Raw genomic sequence first — 15,819 nt, forward strand, 5'->3', positions numbered from 1 at the left:
CTGTCTGGCAACGAACCTACGTCAAAACGCGACATCTCTACTTGGCGCAAACACGACATCTGAACTTGGGACCTACACCAGATCATTCGATAATTTGTCTTATGTTAAATCGAATATCCACCTAAGCAGATCAAACCCCACGACGTCTCAACCCATCGCTCCAGCCCGCTCCAGCAGAAACGCCCGCTCCCGCGCGTTCATCGTCAGCGCCGCTGCGCGCTCGAACTCCGCGCGCGCTTCATCCGTGCGTCCGAGCTTCGCGAGCAAATCGGCGCGCACGCTCGGCAGCCAGTGATAGCGCTTGAGCGCGGGCGCGCCGGCGAGCGCATCGACGATTGGCAGCGCCGCTTCCGGCCCGTACGCCATGCTCACCGCGACCGCGCGATTCAGTTCGACGACCGGCGTCGGCGCGGTCTGCATCAGCGCGTCGTAGAGCGCGACGATCATCGGCCAGTCGGTGCCGGCGGCGCTCGGCGCGCGCGCATGACACGCCGCGAGCGCCGCCTGCAGCGCATACACGCTGCGCGCGCCGCCCAGCGCCTCGGAGCGTTCGAGCGCCGCGAGCCCGCGCCGGATCAGCAGCGGATCCCAACGGCTGCGGTCCTGATCCGGCAACAGCACCGGCCGTCCATCCCGGTCGACGCGCGCCTTCGTCCGCGACGCCTGAATCTCCATCAGCGCGACGAGTCCGTGAACCTCGCTCTCGTCCGGCGTCAGTTCCGCAAGAATGCGCCCGAGCCTGAGCGCGTCCTCGCACAGCGCGGGACGCATCCAGTCGTCGCCGGCGGTTGCGGAATAGCCTTCGTTGAACACGAGATAGATGACTTCGAGCACCGATCCGAGCCGCGCCGCGCGCGCATCGGCTTTCGGCACCTCGAACGGCACGCGTGCCGCCGACAGCGTGCGCTTCGCCCGCACGATGCGCTGCGCGATCGTCGGCTCCGGCACGAGAAACGCGCGCGCGATTTCGTCGGTCGTGAGTCCGCCGATCAGACGCAGCGTGAGCGCCGCGCGTGCGTCGACGGACAGCACCGGATGGCACGCCGTGAAGATGAGCCGCAGCAGATCGTCGCCGATGTCGTCTTCGCGCGCGGCATCGAGTGCATCGACGAAATCGGGCGTGATGTGCGCCTCGCGCGCGTCGAGATCGCGGCCGTATTCCTCGTGCTTGCGTGCATGCAGCGCGTGCTGCCGCAGACGGTCGAGCGCCTTGTTCTTCGCTGTCGTCATGAGCCACGCTCCCGGCTTCTCGGGCACGCCCACGCCCGGTTGGCTCCAGTGTTCCAGCGCGGCGACGAACGCGTCCTGCGCCAGTTCCTCGGCGAGCGCGACATCGCGCACGACGCGCGCCACGCTCGCGATCACCTTCGCGGACTCGATGCGCCATACCGCGTCGATGGCGCGCCGCGCGGCATCGTCGGCCGTGGTTTGCGGGCTCGCGCGCCCGCTCACGCCGCTTCCGGATTCATGTGCACGAGCTCCCAGATATGGCCGTCGAGATCCTCGAAACCGTGGCCGTACATAAAGCCGTGATCCTGCGGCTCGCGCGACGCGCGCCCGCCGGCGGCGACGGCTTTGGCGACCAGATCGTCGACTTCCGCCCTGCTCTCGCACGACAGGCACACGAGCGCTTCGGTGCTCGCGTGGGCATCGGCGATCGGCTTCTCGGTGAAGGTCTGGAAGAACCGCTCGACCAGCAGCATCGCGAAGATGTTTTCGCCGATGACGAGACACGCGGCATCGTCGTTCGTGAACGCCGGATCGAAGCTCAGGTCCAGCGCCTTGAAGAAGGTCATCGAACGCCTGAGGTCGCGAACCGGAAGGTTCACGAAAATCTGCTTGTGCATCACGGTCTCCGGTTGATCGCTGTTTTCAGTACCACGACGAACGGCGCACGGGAAAATCGACAGGCAGCGCGTGTCAGGTGTGTTCTACGTATAGCAAGGACCGACTTTACGTACCTCGACGGTGCACCACTCGGCCGCCGGGCACTCGGCCGCGATCGCGATCGCTTCGGCGCGCGTTTCGCAATCGATCAGGAAGAAGCCGCCGATCATTTCCTTCGCTTCGGCGAACGGTCCATCGATGACGCGCGCATCGCCGTTCGTCGCGTCGACGCGCGCCGCATCCTTCATCGATGTCAGCGATTCGACCGCGCGCAGCACGCCGCGCGCCTTCAGTCCTTCGGCGAACTCCCCCATCTGGCGATACGCCTCGCGCCCCTCTTCCTCCGTGCGCCCGGCGCGCTGTTCGACCGGTTCCACGACGAGTAGCAGATAAGCCACGACGAACCTCCGCGTGTTTTTCGATGCGTTCAAGTCTATCCCGATATTGACAGAAACGAACGCGTCAAACGATACTGCGTCACATGCACGCAGCCATCCTTTTCTCCATCGCCGCGATTAAAAACCGTATGAACGCCATCCGTGGCGGGTCATCGGGACAACGCGTGCGCTAGCGAAACAGGCAAGCAGACAGATTCCGAAGGCCCCGCCGCAAGACGGGGCCTTCTTGTTTTTGCGTGCAAGGTTTCCGTCTTCGGCTCACACAATGGAGAGCAGAGATGGAAGAGCTATCGCAGGAGTTCGCGCGGCATGGCGCCGGCCACGGTGTCGCGTCGGGGCGTCTGGGCGCATCGGGCGCATCGGAGGCGCGCGTCGTGGTTTTCATCGAAGTGCATCCGCACCGGATGGTGTCGTGGTGTCTCTCGCGCGATGCCGAACTGCGCATCGCCGATGCGGGCGCGCCGTCCGTCTGGCTCACGCGTCATCGCGATCCGTACGATTACTGGCTGAAGCCCGGCGACGTCGTGCGCCTCGCGCGCGGCGAGCGCGTGTGGCTCACGTCGGAAAGCGATCGGGCGATCGAGGTGTCGCTCACGTCGTATCGCGCCGCCAAGCGAGGCTTCGTTGCGCGCTGGCTCGCACACTGCTGGCCGCGTCTGTCGGACCAACACGCGAACGCGCTCTGACGATGCGCACGCTCAAGGCTCGACGCAGCGGAAGTTCGCCGCGACGTTGATGCTGCCTTTGCCGAGATAGCGTGGATAGTTCGGATAACGGCACATCGGCCGCGTGCGCCCGTTGGTGGCGGGCGCGATATCGCTGCCGACGAGCGTTTCGGGCGCGGCGCCGTTGCTCACCCAGTCGTCGAGCGCGCCGAGTTCGTCCCACGCCGGGATGAACACGCCGTTGCCATGCTGGAATCCCGGCACCATGTAGAGCCGCATGAACGAATCGACGACATCTTTTCCGTAGCGGTCGATGAGCCCGCGATAGAACGCGATCGTCTGGTTCGGGCTGATGACTTCGTCGGCCAGTCCGTGCATTGCGATCAGCTTGCCGCCGCGCGCGATGAACGCCGAAAAATCCGGGTTCATCGCGCCGACGGTGTATGCGAGCGTCGTCAGGCGTTGCCTGAAGCGGCCGGGATTGTCGAGATCGAAGGTGAGCGCGCTGAACGCGAGATCGCGCGTGACGAAGTGGCGGATATACGCGTCGCCCTGCGCGAAAAGATAGCCGTTCGCGGCGAAAGTCGGCGGATTGAGCAGCGTCGGCGAGTCGCCGAGGCCGAGTGTGCCGGAGAAGTCCACGCCCTGAAAGACGTTGTAGCCGGGATACGTATCCACGTCGTAGGCGAGCGGATACGGCAGCGTGACGCCGTCGCGCAGCGTCTGCAGCGTGTCGATCTGCGCGTCCGAAAGACAACTGTCGCGCAACGAAGGCCGCTGCCCGTTCGCGCAGCGCAGCGACGCGATGATCTGCGGCTCGAGCTTCCTGCACGCTTCGACATTGCTGACGATGCCATCCGCCGCGCCGTCGAGCCGGTCGCATTCGTGCACGACGGTCTCGAACACGCGCCGCTGCTGCGCGAGCCCGACGAAGCCGCCCGGTTTCGCGTACGACGCCTGCCCTACTTTCACGCCCATTAGGCGCACGCCGGAAAAGTTGATCGCGGGCGCATTGGCGATGACGCCGTCGTAGTCATTCGGAAAGCGCTCGATGACGGTGAAGCCTTCGCGGCCGCCCGTCGAGCCGCCCGCGAAGTAGGTTTTCTCGGGCGTGCGTCCGTAGCCCATCTGGATGAGCGCGAGCGCGACGTCGCGGGTCTTCTTCAGATGCCCGAAGCCGAAGTTGACGATCGCTTCGTCGTTCCCCGCGAAATCCGCGCGCCCCGCGTTGCCGACGTGGCCCGAATCGGAGCCGAAGGTCGCGTAGCCGCGCGCGAGCGGCGTCGAATCGGGCGCGAAGGACATCGGCTCGGTGCCGGACACGATGGTGCCGTTGTAGCCGCCGCCGCCCATCTGCAAGGCGCGGCCGTTCCAGCGGCTCGGCAGATTCACTTCGAAGCGGATGTCGGGCGTCGTGTCCTGCAGCGCCTTGATGAAACCGGTGATGCGGCAGTATTCGCCGTTCCGGTTACCGGGCGCGGCAGCCTTCACGACCCACGCGGAGACGATGGTGGCGCCGCGCGTCGGCAAGCCAATGATCGACGCGGGCACGCTCTTGCCTTCGAGGTCGTCGCAGTGCTTGGTCACGTAGGCGGCCGCATGCGCGCTCGAGAACGGCCCGAGCAACGCGAGCGCCGTCGCGACGACGAACGCCGGCACGCGGAACAGATCGAAAGGAAGAAGGCGGAGCAAGCGGGACACGTCTTCGAAGCGGTTACTTCAAACGCCGCACAATATATAAGAACAGTTTCGAGATGGCCATTCGGGTCTGCCGGCCGTTGCAGCGGAACAACCGGTCATTCGCCGTCCCATTCGCCGCGCAGATCGCTGCGTTCCAGCAGCTGTAGCAAGGTTTCGGCCGGACGGCTCAGATGTTTCGCGCCGAACGCGATGAATTCCACTTCGGGCAGTTCCGGCAAGTCCGCGCGATTCACCGGCGGCGCGAGCCCCCGCGCCGCGAGGAAGTGCGAGCGCACGGTCAGCCCGAGCCCGCCGCGCGCTGCCGCGATGCAGCCGGCGTGACTGCTGCTCGTGCAGACCATCTGCCAGCTTGCGCCCGACATCGCGAGCGAATCGAGCACGACGCCGCGCGTGACGCTCGGCTCTGAGACGAGGATGAGCGGCAGCGGTTCGGCCGTATCGACGACGGTGCCCGGCTTCGCCAGCCATTCGAGGCGCCCCGAAAAAAGCCGCATGCCGCGCGCGTCGCCCAGTCGCCGCTTGCCGACCGCAAGATCGAGTTCGCCTGCATCGACCATCTGATAAAGCCGCCCCGTCATGCCGATAGTGATTTCCAGCTCGACATCCGGATGCGTGTCGCGGAATGCCGCGAGCACGCTCGGCAGCGGCCCGAGCGCGATATCGTCCGATGAACCCAGCCGCACGCGCCCGCGCAGCCGCGGCGAGCTGAACTGCGACTGCGCGTGCGCCATTGCCTCGAGAATGACGCGGGCGTGAACGAGCATCGCTTCGCCGTCGGCGGTGAGCGCGAGCGAATGCGTGTCGCGCACGAAAAGCCGTCGCCCGACACGCTCCTCCAGACGCCGGATGTGCTCCGAGACGCTCGACTGACGCAACCCGAGTTGCCGTCCGGCGTCGGTGAAGCTGTGCGACGCGGCCACCGTCGCGAACGTATTGAGCCAGATCGGATTGAGCATGCGGCATTGTCATCGATTAAATCGATGACAGTCAATGCGGTTAGCGGGCTTCCCGATGACGCGCCGAGTCATTAAGATTTCACATATCGCGTGATTGGGCCTGTTTTCAAACGGCTTTCGGCGTTTCCTCGCCGCGCGGCTGTCCGCAACTCGCATCCCACATGACCAAAAGTTCTTCGCACACGGCACTGCTCTGGATCGTCGCCGTGGGTTTCTTCATGCAGGCGCTCGACACGACGATCGTCAACACGGCGCTGCCTTCCATCGCGCGCAGCCTGAGCGCCGCGCCGCTCGCGATGCAATCGATCGTCGTCGCGTACACGCTCACGATGGCGCTGCTCACGCCCGCCTCCGGCTGGCTCGCCGACCGCTTCGGCACGCGGCGCGTCTACCAGGTGTCGATATCGCTTTTCGTCATCGGTTCGCTTGCCTGCGCGAGTGCGCATTCCGTGAATCAACTGGTGCTCGCGCGCGTGCTGCAAGGCGTCGGCGGCTCGATGCTGCTGCCGATCGGCCGTCTCGCCATCTTGCGCGCCGTCTCGGGCGAAGCCTACGTGTCCGCGCTGGCGATGATCTCCGTCGCCGGCCAGGTCGGCCCGATTCTCGGCCCGACGCTCGGCGGCTGGTTCGTCGAGTCGTTCTCATGGCACTGGATCTTCCTCATCAACGTCCCGATCGGCGCGGTCGGCCTGTATGCGGTGCAGCGCTTCCTGCCGAACGACACGGTTCACGACGCCCCGCCCTTCGATTTCGTCGGCTGCGGCTTGCTGTCGATGTGCATGGTGTCGTTTTCGCTCGCGCTCGATTGCCCGGTCGAGACGCATCGCGGCGCGGTGTCGGCGGTGCTGTTCGCGCTCGCGGCCGTGTCGGCGTTCGCCTATGTGCCGCACGCACGGCGCAAGCGCAATCCCATCTTCAAGCTCGCGCTCTTTCGCGAGCCGAACTTCAGCGTCGGGTTGATCGGCAACTTGCTGTGCCGCATCGGATCGAGCGCGGTGCCGTTTCTGCTGCCGCTTCTGATGCAGCTCGAACTCGGCTACAGCCCGCTGCACTCGGGCCTGATGATGCTGCCGATCGCCATCGCCGGCACGGTGAGCAAGCGCTGGATCGCGCAGCTCGTGAAGCGCTACGGCTACGACATGTTCCTGCTCGTGAACACGGCGCTCGTGGGCGCGTCGATCGTCGCGTTCGCGCTCTTCTCGCCGACGCTGCCGCTCGCCGTCGAAATCGCCATTCTTACCGTGTTCGGCGCATCCAATTCGATGCAGTTCGCCGCGATGAACAGCGTCACGTTGAAAGGCCTGTCGAGCAAGGACGCGGGCAGCGGCAACAGCCTCTTCTCGATGGTGCAGATGCTCGCGATCGGCCTGGGCGTGTCGATCGGCGGCTCGCTCGTGCAGGTGTTCCAGGGATCGTTTTCGACCGCGACGGGCTTCAGGCTCAGCTTCGTCTGCATGGGCGTGGTGACGCTGCTGTCGGGCGTCGTGTTCCGTCGTCTCGACGATGCGCCGAAGAGCGCCGCGCCCGCCACGGCCGGCAAGCGCGCGGCATAGCAAGTATTCTGTCCGTCCAACCGATTTCTGGAGCGCAACCGTGCAATACCGCAAATTCGGCAACACCGGTCTCACCGTTTCGCGTCTCACGCTCGGCACGATGACTTTCGGCCTGCAGACCGAGGAAGACGTGTCGCGCAGCATCATGGACCGCGCAGCGGACGCGGGCGTCAATTTCATCGATACGGCGAACGTCTATCCGCTCGGCAGCGGACATGATCTGGCGGGGCGCACCGAGGAGATCGTCGGCCGCTGGCTGAAAGGACGGCGCGACGACTACATTCTCGCGACCAAGGCGGTGCATGAAATGGGGCCGCTCGCGTGGCACAAGGGCGCATCGAGGAAGCATCTGCTCGACGCGATCGATGCGTCGCTCAAGCGGCTCGGCACGGATTACGTCGACCTGTATCAGCTTCACAACGACGACCACGACACGCCGCTCGACGAGATGCTCGAAGCGCTCGATACCATCGTGCGGCATGGCAAGGCCCGCTATATCGGCGTGTCGAATTTTCTGGCGTACCGGCTCGCGCGCGCGCTCGGGCGCTCGGACGTGCTGCGCGCGGCGCGCTTCGTTTCCGTGCAGCCGCGCTATAACCTGCTCTTTCGCCAGATCGAGCGCGAACTGCTGCCGCTCGCGACCGAGGAAGGTCTCGCTGTGATTCCTTACAACCCGCTCGCGGGCGGGCTTCTGACGGGCAAGCACAGCTACGATGCGGGGCCGAGCGAAGGACGCTTTACCGGCGCGGTCGGCAAGGCGGGTGCGATGTACACGCAGCGCTACTGGCACGAGCGCGAGTTTCACACCATCGAAGCGATCAACAAGATCGTCGCGCCGACCGGACGTTCGCTCGCGAGCACGGCGCTCGCGTGGGTGCTGGCAAATCCGGCGGTGACCTCTGCGATCATCGGCGCGAGCCGGCCCGACCAGTTGAACGAGACGCTCGCGGCGGTCGATCAGCCGATCGATCCCGAGATCAAGACGAAGCTCGACGAGGCGACCGTCGAGTACCGTTTCGGCGACGCGTTGCGTTAAGCCTTCGCACGCGGGCCGCGCGCGCGCACCACGCCTTCGATCGAGTAGATGGCGAGCGCGGTCCAGATCGCGCCATAGCCGATCAGCTGGTCGTGCCCGAAGAATTCCTGATAGATCACGACGCCGATCAGCAGTTGCAATGTCGGCGTGATGTACTGGATGAGCCCGAGCATCGACAGCGGAATGCGCCGCGCGCCCGCCGCGAACAGCAGCAACGGCACCGCGGTCACGGGCCCGGCCGCCGCGAGCAGCAGCTTCACGCCGGTCGACGCATGCTCGAAGCCGCTGCCGCCGTGCGAATTCAGGAAGAAGAGATACAGCAGCGCGACCGGACACAGCAGCATGGTTTCGAGCGTCAGCCCTTCGAGCGCGCCGAGCGACGCGGTCTTGCGCAGAAGCCCATAACCGCCGAACGTCAGCGCCAGCGCGAGACTGATCCACGGCGGCGCGCCGTTCACCCACGTCAGCCAGGCGACGCCCGCCGCCGCGATCGTCACGGCGAGCCATTGCACGGGCCGCAGGCGCTCGTGTAGGAACGCCATGCCGAACAGCACGTTGACGAGCGGATTGATGAAGTAGCCGAGACTCGCCTCGACGATGCGCCCGTCGTTCACCGCCCAGATATAGATGCCCCAGTTTGCCGACAGCAGCACGGCGCTCGCCGCGAAGCGCGCGAGCAGGCGTTTGTCGCGCAGGACGGGACCGAGCCACTTCCACTGCCGCCGCACGGTCATGACGATCAGCAGGAAGAGCATCGACCACGCCATGCGATGCGCGAGCATCTCGACCGCGCCGATCGAATGCAAGGCTTTGAAATAAATCGGGAAAAGGCCCCAGATGGCAAAGGCCGCGAATGCGTAGACGACGCCTGGATTCATTGTTCGATACGTTGAGCAGATCGGTCACGCACGAACGATCGACTCGTTCGACCACGCTGCTTTCCCGGTTCGACGGAAAGCGATCCGCAAGGATTGGAAGCCGGATTTTAGTCGACGCGTGCGCTTGTTCTCCAGCGCCGAATGCAACAAATTCCGCTCGTTCCGGCGTCGCGGCGAACCCTTGGACGAATTCTTGCTCGAAAGCTGAGCGCGAACGCCACGCGGCTCGTCCCTTTTGCCTGTTCCCAGGTCGCTAATGAATAATCAAACCGTCCATCAACATTTCTTTCATATCCTGTTGTGCGCCGTGACACTGGCGCTCGCGTGGGTGTTGCTGCCGTTCTTCGGCGCGATCTTCTGGGGTGCGATTCTCGCGATCCTGTTCCAGCCGATGCAGCGCTACCTCGCCGCACGCTTCGGCAAGCGCCGCAATCTCGCCGCGCTGACGACGTTGGCCGCCGCGATTCTCATTGTCATCATTCCGCTTGCGATCGTCGCGGTGACGCTCGTGCAGGAAATCGCCCTCGTCTACGCGCGCATCAAGAGCGGCGATCTGAACTTCGGCGTGTATTTCCAGCATGTGCTGCATGCGCTGCCGGCATCGGTGCAGCAACTGCTGGGACGCTACGGGCTTGACGATATCGGCGGCGTGCAGCGCAAGCTGATGGAAGGCGCATCGCAGATCAGCCAGTTCGCCGCGGCACAGGCGCTGTTGATCGGGCAGAACACGTTCCAGTTCGTCGTGAGCTTCGGCGTGATGCTCTATCTAGTGTTCTTTCTGCTGCGCGATGGCGGCGAGATCGGACGACGCATCCGACGCGCGATTCCGCTCGATCCGGAGCCAAAGCAGCATCTGATCGCAAAATTCACGACGGTCGTGCGCGCGACGGTCAAGGGCAATATCGCGGTCGCGGCGGTCCAGGGTTTTCTGGGCGGGCTGATCTTCTGGATTCTGGGTATCGGCGGGTCGCTTTTGTGGGGCGTGCTGATGGCGTTCCTGTCGCTGTTGCCGGCGGTCGGCGCGGCGATCGTATGGGCACCCGCCGCGATGTACTTCTTCATGACGGGGCAGATCGTCAAGGGGCTGATTCTCGTGGTGTTCTGCGTCGTGGTGATCGGGCTCGTTGATAACGTGCTGCGCCCGATTCTCGTCGGCAAGGATACGAAGATGCCCGATTGGGTCGTGCTGATCTCGACGCTCGGCGGCATGGCGCTGTTTGGGATCAACGGGTTCGTGATCGGGCCGCTCGTCGCGGCGCTGTTCATGGCAAGCTGGGATCTGTTTTCGCAGGATCAGGCAGGGGCGTAGTGAGATGCAAAAAAAAAACCGGCTCAAAACGGAGCCGGTTTTTTTTCAACACATATCAACGCACATTCGGCGCCTTATACCTGCATTCGAACCGCTTCCTCACCGTCCCGTTCTCATCGACGCTTTCCAGATACACGTCGAATTGCCACAAGCGCGCCATGTGCTTGAGCACTTCGTCGCTGTCATTCGCGAGATGGCGGTTATCGGTCATGAAGTGACGCAGCGTCAGACTACGATCCCCGCGCGTATTGACCGAATAAACCTGAATGTTCGGCTCCCGATGATGAATATCGTACTGACGCGACAACGCCTGCCGCACATAGCGATATCCGCTTCCGTCATGAATCGCCGATACTTCCAGCGCATCGCGCATGTCGTCGTCGAGAATCGAGAACAAGCGCATCTCGCGAATCAGATGCGGCGACAAATACTGCGCGATAAAGCTCTCGTCCTTGAAGTTGCGCATCGCGTAGTGCAAGGACTCCAGCCAGTCGCTGCCCGCGAGTTCCGGGAACCATTCGCGGTCCTCGTCCGTCGGGTTTTCGCAGATGCGGCGAATGTCGCTCATCATCGAAAAGCCGAGCGCGTACGGGTTGATGCCGCTGTAATACGGCTTCGTCACCGGCGGCTGATACACGACGTTCGAATGCGAGTGTAAAAACTCCATCATGAAGCTGTCTTCGAGCCGCCCCTCGTTGTAAAGCGTGTTGAGCAGCGTGTAATGCCAGAACGTCGCCCAGCCTTCGTTCATGACCTGCGTCTGCCGCTGCGGATAAAAATACTGCCCGATCTTGCGCACGATGCGGATCACTTCCCGCTCCCAAGGCTCGAGCAGCGGCGCATTCTTCTCCGCGAAATACAGCAGATTCTCCTGCGGCTCCGGCGGATAACGGCTCTCGATTTCCTCCGGCGACGGCTCCTTGCCCTTGGGCAACGTGCGCCACAGTTCGTTGACCTGCGATTGCAGATACGCCTCGCGCTCGCGCCGCATCGCCGCTTCCTTCGCGAGCGAGAGTTTTTGCGGCCGCTTGTATCGATCGACGCCGTAATTCATCAGCGCATGGCAGGAATCGAGCAGTTCCTCCACCCGATCGAGCCCATAACGCTCCTCGCATTCGGCGATGTAATTCTTCGCGTAGACGAGGTAATCGATGATCGCGTGCGCGTCTGTCCACAGCTTGAAAAGATAATTGCCCTTGAAAAACGAGTTGTGCCCATACGCGGCGTGCGCGATCACGAGCGCCTGCATCGTCATCGTGTTCTCTTCCATGAGATACGCGATGCAGGGATTCGAATTGATGACGATCTCGTACGCGAGGCCCATCTGCCCGCGCCGATAGCCCTTCTCGGTGGCAAGAAAGTGCTTGCCGAACGACCAGTGCCGATAATTCACCGGCATGCCGACGGACGCGTATGCGTCCATCATCTGCTCGGAGCTGATGATCTCGAGCTGGATCGGATACGTGTCGAGCCCGTAACGGTTCGCGACGCGCGAAATCTCCGCGTCGTATTCCTCGATCAGATCGACGGTCCAGTCCGACGGGCACGGCAGCGGCCGCCGCTTCTCCGATACATTCATTCTGCCTTCCTCGTGCGCCGCGTCTGCCTTCGCGGACGCTTTGCGTTGCCTGGCTTCTGGTCCGAGCCGGGATTCGACACGGTCGTCCGTGCCTTCCAGCTGATACCCACGCGTCTCGTTGTGCAAATGCCGCGTCGTCATGCGGCCGCCTGCTGCTTTTCGAACAGCTCACGGAATACCGGATAAATATCCGCGGCCGAATCGACCTTCTTCATGGCCAGTTCCGGCGCGCCCAACGCTAGCTGAGCATACTCCAGCCAGAGATTTTGCTCCTCCGGCGCAACTTGAATATAGGCAAAATACCGGACCTTCGGCAGGATGTCTTCCGACAGCAGCTTGCGGCACTTCGGGGAATCGTCGGTCCAGTTGTCGCCGTCCGATGCCTGCGCGCCGTAAATGTTCCATTCAGTCGGCGAGTAGCGCTCGTCCATGATTTTCTTCATGAGTTCGAGCGCGCTCGACACCACCGTGCCGCCGCTCTCCGTCGAATGGAAGAACGTGTCCTCGTCCACTTCCTCGGCGCGCGTATGGTGCCGGATGAACACGACTTCGATCTTCTCGTAATTGCGCTGCAAAAACAGATACAGGAGGATGAAGAAGCGCTTGGACAAGTCCTTGCGCTGCTCGTCCATCGAGCCGGAGACGTCCATCAGGCAGAACATCACCGCTTTGCTCGACGGCGTCGGCTGCTTCACGCGATTGATGTAGCGCAGATCGAACGGATCGATGAACGGGATGCGCGTGATCCGGCCCTGCATGACGACGATGTCCGCTTCGAGCCGCGCGATCTCTTCCTGATCGGCGTTTTCTTCCTTTAGTTGTTCGAGCTGGCGCTCCATCTCGCGCAACTGCGATGCGAGCGGCCAGCCGAGGGCGATGCGCCGTCCGAGCGCGGAACGCAGCGACCTCACCACGTCGATGTTGTTCGGCGTGCCTTCCGCCGCCCAGCCCGCGCGCACGTTCTTCCATGTTGGAACGGCGAGCAGTTGCGTCTTGACGAGGCGCGGCAGTTCGAGATCGTCGAAGAAGTACTGCATGAACTCTTCGCGCGACAGCTCGAACACGAAATCGTCCTGTCCTTCGCCCTCGTTGCTCGCGCTCTTGCCGCCACCGCCCGCGCCGCCCGGCGGACGCGGAATCTTGTCGCCGCGTATGTAATCGGCGTTGCCCGGATGGACGTACTCGCGCTTGCCCCCCGGTCCGTGACGGAACGAGGGCTCGGAGATGTCCTTCTTGGGAATGGTGATGCTCTGAGTGCTTTGAATGTCTTTGATGCTGCGATCGCGCACCGCGTCGGAAACGGCGCGGCGAATATAACTCTTGACGCGTCGCAGGAAGCGCTCGCGGTTGGCGATGCTCTTGTTCTTGCCGGCTAACCTGCGGTCGATGATTTGGTGCAGCACATCCAGTCTCCCGCGTTATTGGCGAGCGTTCGAGGCTGCGCGTTGCTTCGGCTGATCGCAGCGTCTTTCGTCTCGCAAACTGTCCATCGTGCGGCCGGTTGCAATTCACGCGCCCGGACCGCCGGGACATCCTGACTATCGCTTTGCGCGGGACCGGAGTCGAGCGCGCGAGCGCCGACTCCCGTCTTGCCTTTCCTACATCACGACGACTTGCGCACGCGCAGATACCAGTCGCACAGGAGCCGCACCTGCTTCGGCGTGTAACCCTTCGCGACCATGCGATTGACGAAGTCCTCGTGCTTGCGTTGCTCTTCCGCCGATCCTTTCGCGTTGAACGAAATCACCGGCAGAAGTTCTTCGGTGTTGGAGAACATCTTCTTCTCGATCACCACGCGCAGCTTCTCGTAGCTGATCCACGCAGGATTCTTGCCGCCGTTGGCCGCACGCGCGCGCAACACGAAGTTCACGATCTCGTTGCGGAAATCCTTGGGGTTGCTGATGCCCGCAGGCTTCTCGATCTTCTCCAGCTCGGCGTTCAATGCCGCGCGGTCGAAGCTCTCGCCGGTGTCGTGATCGCGGAACTCCTGATCCTGAATCCAGAAGTCGGCATACGTCACATAGCGGTCGAAGATGTTTTGTCCATACTCCGAATACGACTCCAGATAAGCGGTCTGTATCTCCTTCCCGATGAATTCAGCGTAGCGCGAAGCCAGTACGTCCTTGATGAACGACAGATACTTCTGCTCCGTTTCCGGCGGGAACTGTTCGCGCTCGATCTGCTGTTCGAGCACGTACATGAGATGCACGGGGTTGGCCGCGACCTCGCTCGAATCGAAGTTGAATACACGCGAGAGAATCTTGAACGCGAAGCGCGTGGACACGCCGGTCATGCCTTCGTCTACACCCGCGTAATCGCGATACTCCTGATACGACTTCGCTTTCGGGTCCGTATCTTTCAGGTTCTCACCGTCGTAGACCTGCATCTTCGAGAAGAGGCTGGAGTTCTCCGGTTCGTGCAGACGCGTGAGCACGGCCATCTGCGCCATCATCTTGAGCGTGCCCGGTGCGCAGACCGCCTCGGCGAGGGACGAATTGCGCAAGAGCTTCTCGTAGATCTTGATCTCTTCACCATAGCGCAGGCAGTACGGCACCTTCACCACGAAGATACGATCGAGCAGCGCTTCGTTGTTCTTGTTGTTGCGGAACGCCTTCCACTCCGACTCGTTCGAGTGCGCGAGGATCACGCCGTCGAAAGGGATCGCACCGAAGCCTTCCGTGCCCTTGAAGTTGCCTTCCTGGGTTGCAGTGAGCAGCGGATGCAGCACCTTGATCGGCGCCTTGAACATTTCGACGAATTCGAGCAGACCTTGATTCGCGAGGCACAGACCGCCGGAATAGCTGTATGCGTCGGCGTCGTCCTGCGAATAGGTCTCGAGCTTGCGGATATCGACCTTGCCGACGAGCGACGAGATGTCCTGATTGTTCTCGTCACCCGGCTCGGTCTTCGCAATGCCGATCTGACGAAGAATCGAAGGATAGCGGCGCACCACGCGGAACTTGCGGATGTCGCCGTTGTACTCGTGCAGGCGCTTCACTGCCCACGGAGACAGGATGCTCTTGAGATAGCGGCGCGGAATGCCGTATTGCTCTTCGAGCACCGGGCCGTCTTCGTCGTAATCGAAGAGACCGAGCGGCGATTCGTTGACGGGCGAGCCCTTCAACGAATAGAACGGCACGCGCTCCATCAGTTGCTTCAACCGTTCAGCGATAGACGACTTGCCGCCGCCCACCGGACCCAGCAGATACAGGATCTGCTTCTTCTCTTCCAGACCCTGCGCCGCGTGCCTGAAGTACGACACGACGTTCTCGATCACTTCCTCCATTCCGTAAAACTCGCGGAACGCCGGATACACCTTGATGACCTTGTTCGCAAACGTACGCGACAGCCGCGGATCGAGCCGTGTATCGACGAATTCGGGTTCCCCGATGGCCGTCAACATGCGTTCGCCCGCTGTTGCATATGTGGCAGGATCTTCTTTGCAGAGCGCGAGATACTCTTCGAGCGAGAATTCCTCCTCTCGAGTTTTTTCGAAGCGGGTCGCGAAACTGCTGTAGATATCCATGCTACCTCCTCGCCGAAGTCAGAAAGCTATGCCGTGCGCAACGCGCGTAATCGAAACGACATCGCTTGAAATCATCCTAAACCCTTTCGAATTTTTTTTCACGCACTTGCGTTGCTCATTTGCTTCGAAGAATTCCTAGCTTGGTGCGCTATTTTCGTTCACCTACAATGTCCATCTCGATGTGGCTATCGTCTTGCGCGACATTGTTCCTGCCTGTTCGCTTCCCCGCGCTCATCGCGACTTATCCACCGCTTCCGTCCGCCAATGCGTCATGTGCCCCACATGCATGCGCTCGTCATCAAACGCGAATGCATCGGTATCGAGAGGCGCA

Annotated in this window: 13 protein-coding genes; 4 read left to right on the forward strand and 9 right to left on the reverse strand. The window is 62.6% G+C overall.

Annotated elements, in window-relative coordinates:
• Positions 1–147: 147 nt before the first annotated feature.
• From AWB77_RS26425 to AWB77_RS26435, 3 genes are all read right to left on the reverse strand, one after another.
• Positions 148–1,452, reverse strand: coding sequence for an RNA polymerase sigma factor (locus AWB77_RS26425; protein ID WP_061137427.1), 1,305 nt, complete (start codon positions 1,450–1,452; stop codon positions 148–150).
• Entirely contained in the window at positions 1,449–1,847 is a 399-nt protein-coding gene (locus tag AWB77_RS26430; protein ID WP_061137428.1) for a VOC family protein, read from the reverse strand. Before AWB77_RS26430 ends, AWB77_RS26425 begins: the two co-directional genes overlap by 4 nt.
• Before the next feature lie 84 nt (positions 1,848–1,931).
• Positions 1,932–2,285 carry a YciI family protein gene (locus AWB77_RS26435; protein ID WP_061137578.1) on the reverse strand — a complete coding sequence of 118 codons (354 nt, stop codon included), beginning with the start codon at positions 2,283–2,285 and terminating at the stop codon, positions 1,932–1,934.
• 278 nt (positions 2,286–2,563) lie between these two features.
• Between AWB77_RS26435 and AWB77_RS26440 the strand changes: the two genes are divergently transcribed.
• Positions 2,564–2,971 carry a DUF2917 domain-containing protein gene (locus tag AWB77_RS26440; protein WP_061137429.1) on the forward strand — a complete coding sequence of 136 codons (408 nt, stop codon included), beginning with the start codon at positions 2,564–2,566 and terminating at the stop codon, positions 2,969–2,971.
• A 12-nt stretch (positions 2,972–2,983) separates the two neighbouring features.
• On the opposite strand, the gene AWB77_RS26445 is transcribed toward AWB77_RS26440, so the two are convergent.
• Both AWB77_RS26445 and AWB77_RS26450 read right to left on the reverse strand, forming a co-directional pair.
• Positions 2,984–4,651 (reverse strand): tannase/feruloyl esterase family alpha/beta hydrolase, encoded by a 1,668-nt coding sequence (locus AWB77_RS26445; protein ID WP_061137430.1) that lies wholly within the window; start codon positions 4,649–4,651, stop codon positions 2,984–2,986.
• A 95-nt stretch (positions 4,652–4,746) separates the two neighbouring features.
• Complete coding sequence (locus tag AWB77_RS26450) at positions 4,747–5,607, reverse strand: LysR family transcriptional regulator (RefSeq protein ID WP_061137431.1); 861 nt, start codon at positions 5,605–5,607, stop codon at positions 4,747–4,749.
• 161 nt (positions 5,608–5,768) lie between these two features.
• Between AWB77_RS26450 and AWB77_RS26455 the strand changes: the two genes are divergently transcribed.
• Positions 5,769–7,160 carry a DHA2 family efflux MFS transporter permease subunit gene (locus AWB77_RS26455; protein WP_061137432.1) on the forward strand — a complete coding sequence of 464 codons (1,392 nt, stop codon included), beginning with the start codon at positions 5,769–5,771 and terminating at the stop codon, positions 7,158–7,160.
• A gap of 40 nt (positions 7,161–7,200) precedes the next feature.
• Complete coding sequence (locus AWB77_RS26460) at positions 7,201–8,196, forward strand: aldo/keto reductase (protein ID WP_061137433.1); 996 nt, start codon at positions 7,201–7,203, stop codon at positions 8,194–8,196.
• Here the strand turns inward: AWB77_RS26460 and rarD are convergent.
• Positions 8,193–9,074 carry an EamA family transporter RarD gene (gene rarD, locus AWB77_RS26465; protein WP_061137434.1) on the reverse strand — a complete coding sequence of 294 codons (882 nt, stop codon included), beginning with the start codon at positions 9,072–9,074 and terminating at the stop codon, positions 8,193–8,195. The two genes, AWB77_RS26460 and rarD, sit on opposite strands and share 4 nt — an antisense overlap.
• A 256-nt stretch (positions 9,075–9,330) precedes the next feature.
• Between rarD and AWB77_RS26470 the strand changes: the two genes are divergently transcribed.
• A complete protein-coding gene (locus tag AWB77_RS26470) occupies positions 9,331–10,383 on the forward strand; it encodes an AI-2E family transporter (protein WP_061137435.1) in 1,053 nt (350 codons plus the stop codon).
• Between the two features lie 55 nt (positions 10,384–10,438).
• Here AWB77_RS26470 and AWB77_RS26475 read toward each other — a convergent pair whose 3' ends face one another.
• The 3 genes from AWB77_RS26475 to AWB77_RS26485 form a co-directional block, all read right to left on the reverse strand.
• Positions 10,439–12,103 carry a SpoVR family protein gene (locus AWB77_RS26475; protein ID WP_061137436.1) on the reverse strand — a complete coding sequence of 555 codons (1,665 nt, stop codon included), beginning with the start codon at positions 12,101–12,103 and terminating at the stop codon, positions 10,439–10,441.
• Positions 12,100–13,365, reverse strand: coding sequence for a YeaH/YhbH family protein (locus AWB77_RS26480; protein ID WP_061137437.1), 1,266 nt, complete (start codon positions 13,363–13,365; stop codon positions 12,100–12,102). Before AWB77_RS26480 ends, AWB77_RS26475 begins: the two co-directional genes overlap by 4 nt.
• Positions 13,366–13,565: 200 nt before the next feature.
• Positions 13,566–15,488, reverse strand: a complete 1,923-nt coding sequence (locus tag AWB77_RS26485; protein ID WP_016345324.1) for a PrkA family serine protein kinase — start codon at positions 15,486–15,488, stop codon at positions 13,566–13,568.
• Between the last annotated feature and the right edge of the window lie 331 nt (positions 15,489–15,819).

The organism is Caballeronia fortuita, from assembly GCF_001544835.2.
Classification (GTDB): Bacteria; Pseudomonadota; Gammaproteobacteria; order Burkholderiales; family Burkholderiaceae; genus Caballeronia; species Caballeronia fortuita.

What these genes read in the sequence shown, in the direction of transcription:
- AWB77_RS26430 (WP_061137428.1), bottom strand. Translation starts at nt 1,847, where the DNA reads ATGCACAAGCAGATTTTCGTGAACCTTCCGGTTCGCGACCTCAGGCGT.
- AWB77_RS26440 (WP_061137429.1), top strand. Translation starts at nt 2,564, where the DNA reads ATGGAAGAGCTATCGCAGGAGTTCGCGCGGCATGGCGCCGGCCACGGT.
- AWB77_RS26450 (WP_061137431.1), bottom strand. Translation starts at nt 5,607, where the DNA reads ATGCTCAATCCGATCTGGCTCAATACGTTCGCGACGGTGGCCGCGTCG.
- AWB77_RS26455 (WP_061137432.1), top strand. Translation starts at nt 5,769, where the DNA reads ATGACCAAAAGTTCTTCGCACACGGCACTGCTCTGGATCGTCGCCGTG.
- rarD (WP_061137434.1), bottom strand. Translation starts at nt 9,074, where the DNA reads ATGAATCCAGGCGTCGTCTACGCATTCGCGGCCTTTGCCATCTGGGGC.
- AWB77_RS26470 (WP_061137435.1), top strand. Translation starts at nt 9,331, where the DNA reads ATGAATAATCAAACCGTCCATCAACATTTCTTTCATATCCTGTTGTGC.
- AWB77_RS26475 (WP_061137436.1), bottom strand. Translation starts at nt 12,103, where the DNA reads ATGACGACGCGGCATTTGCACAACGAGACGCGTGGGTATCAGCTGGAA.
- AWB77_RS26485 (WP_016345324.1), bottom strand. Translation starts at nt 15,488, where the DNA reads ATGGATATCTACAGCAGTTTCGCGACCCGCTTCGAAAAAACTCGAGAG.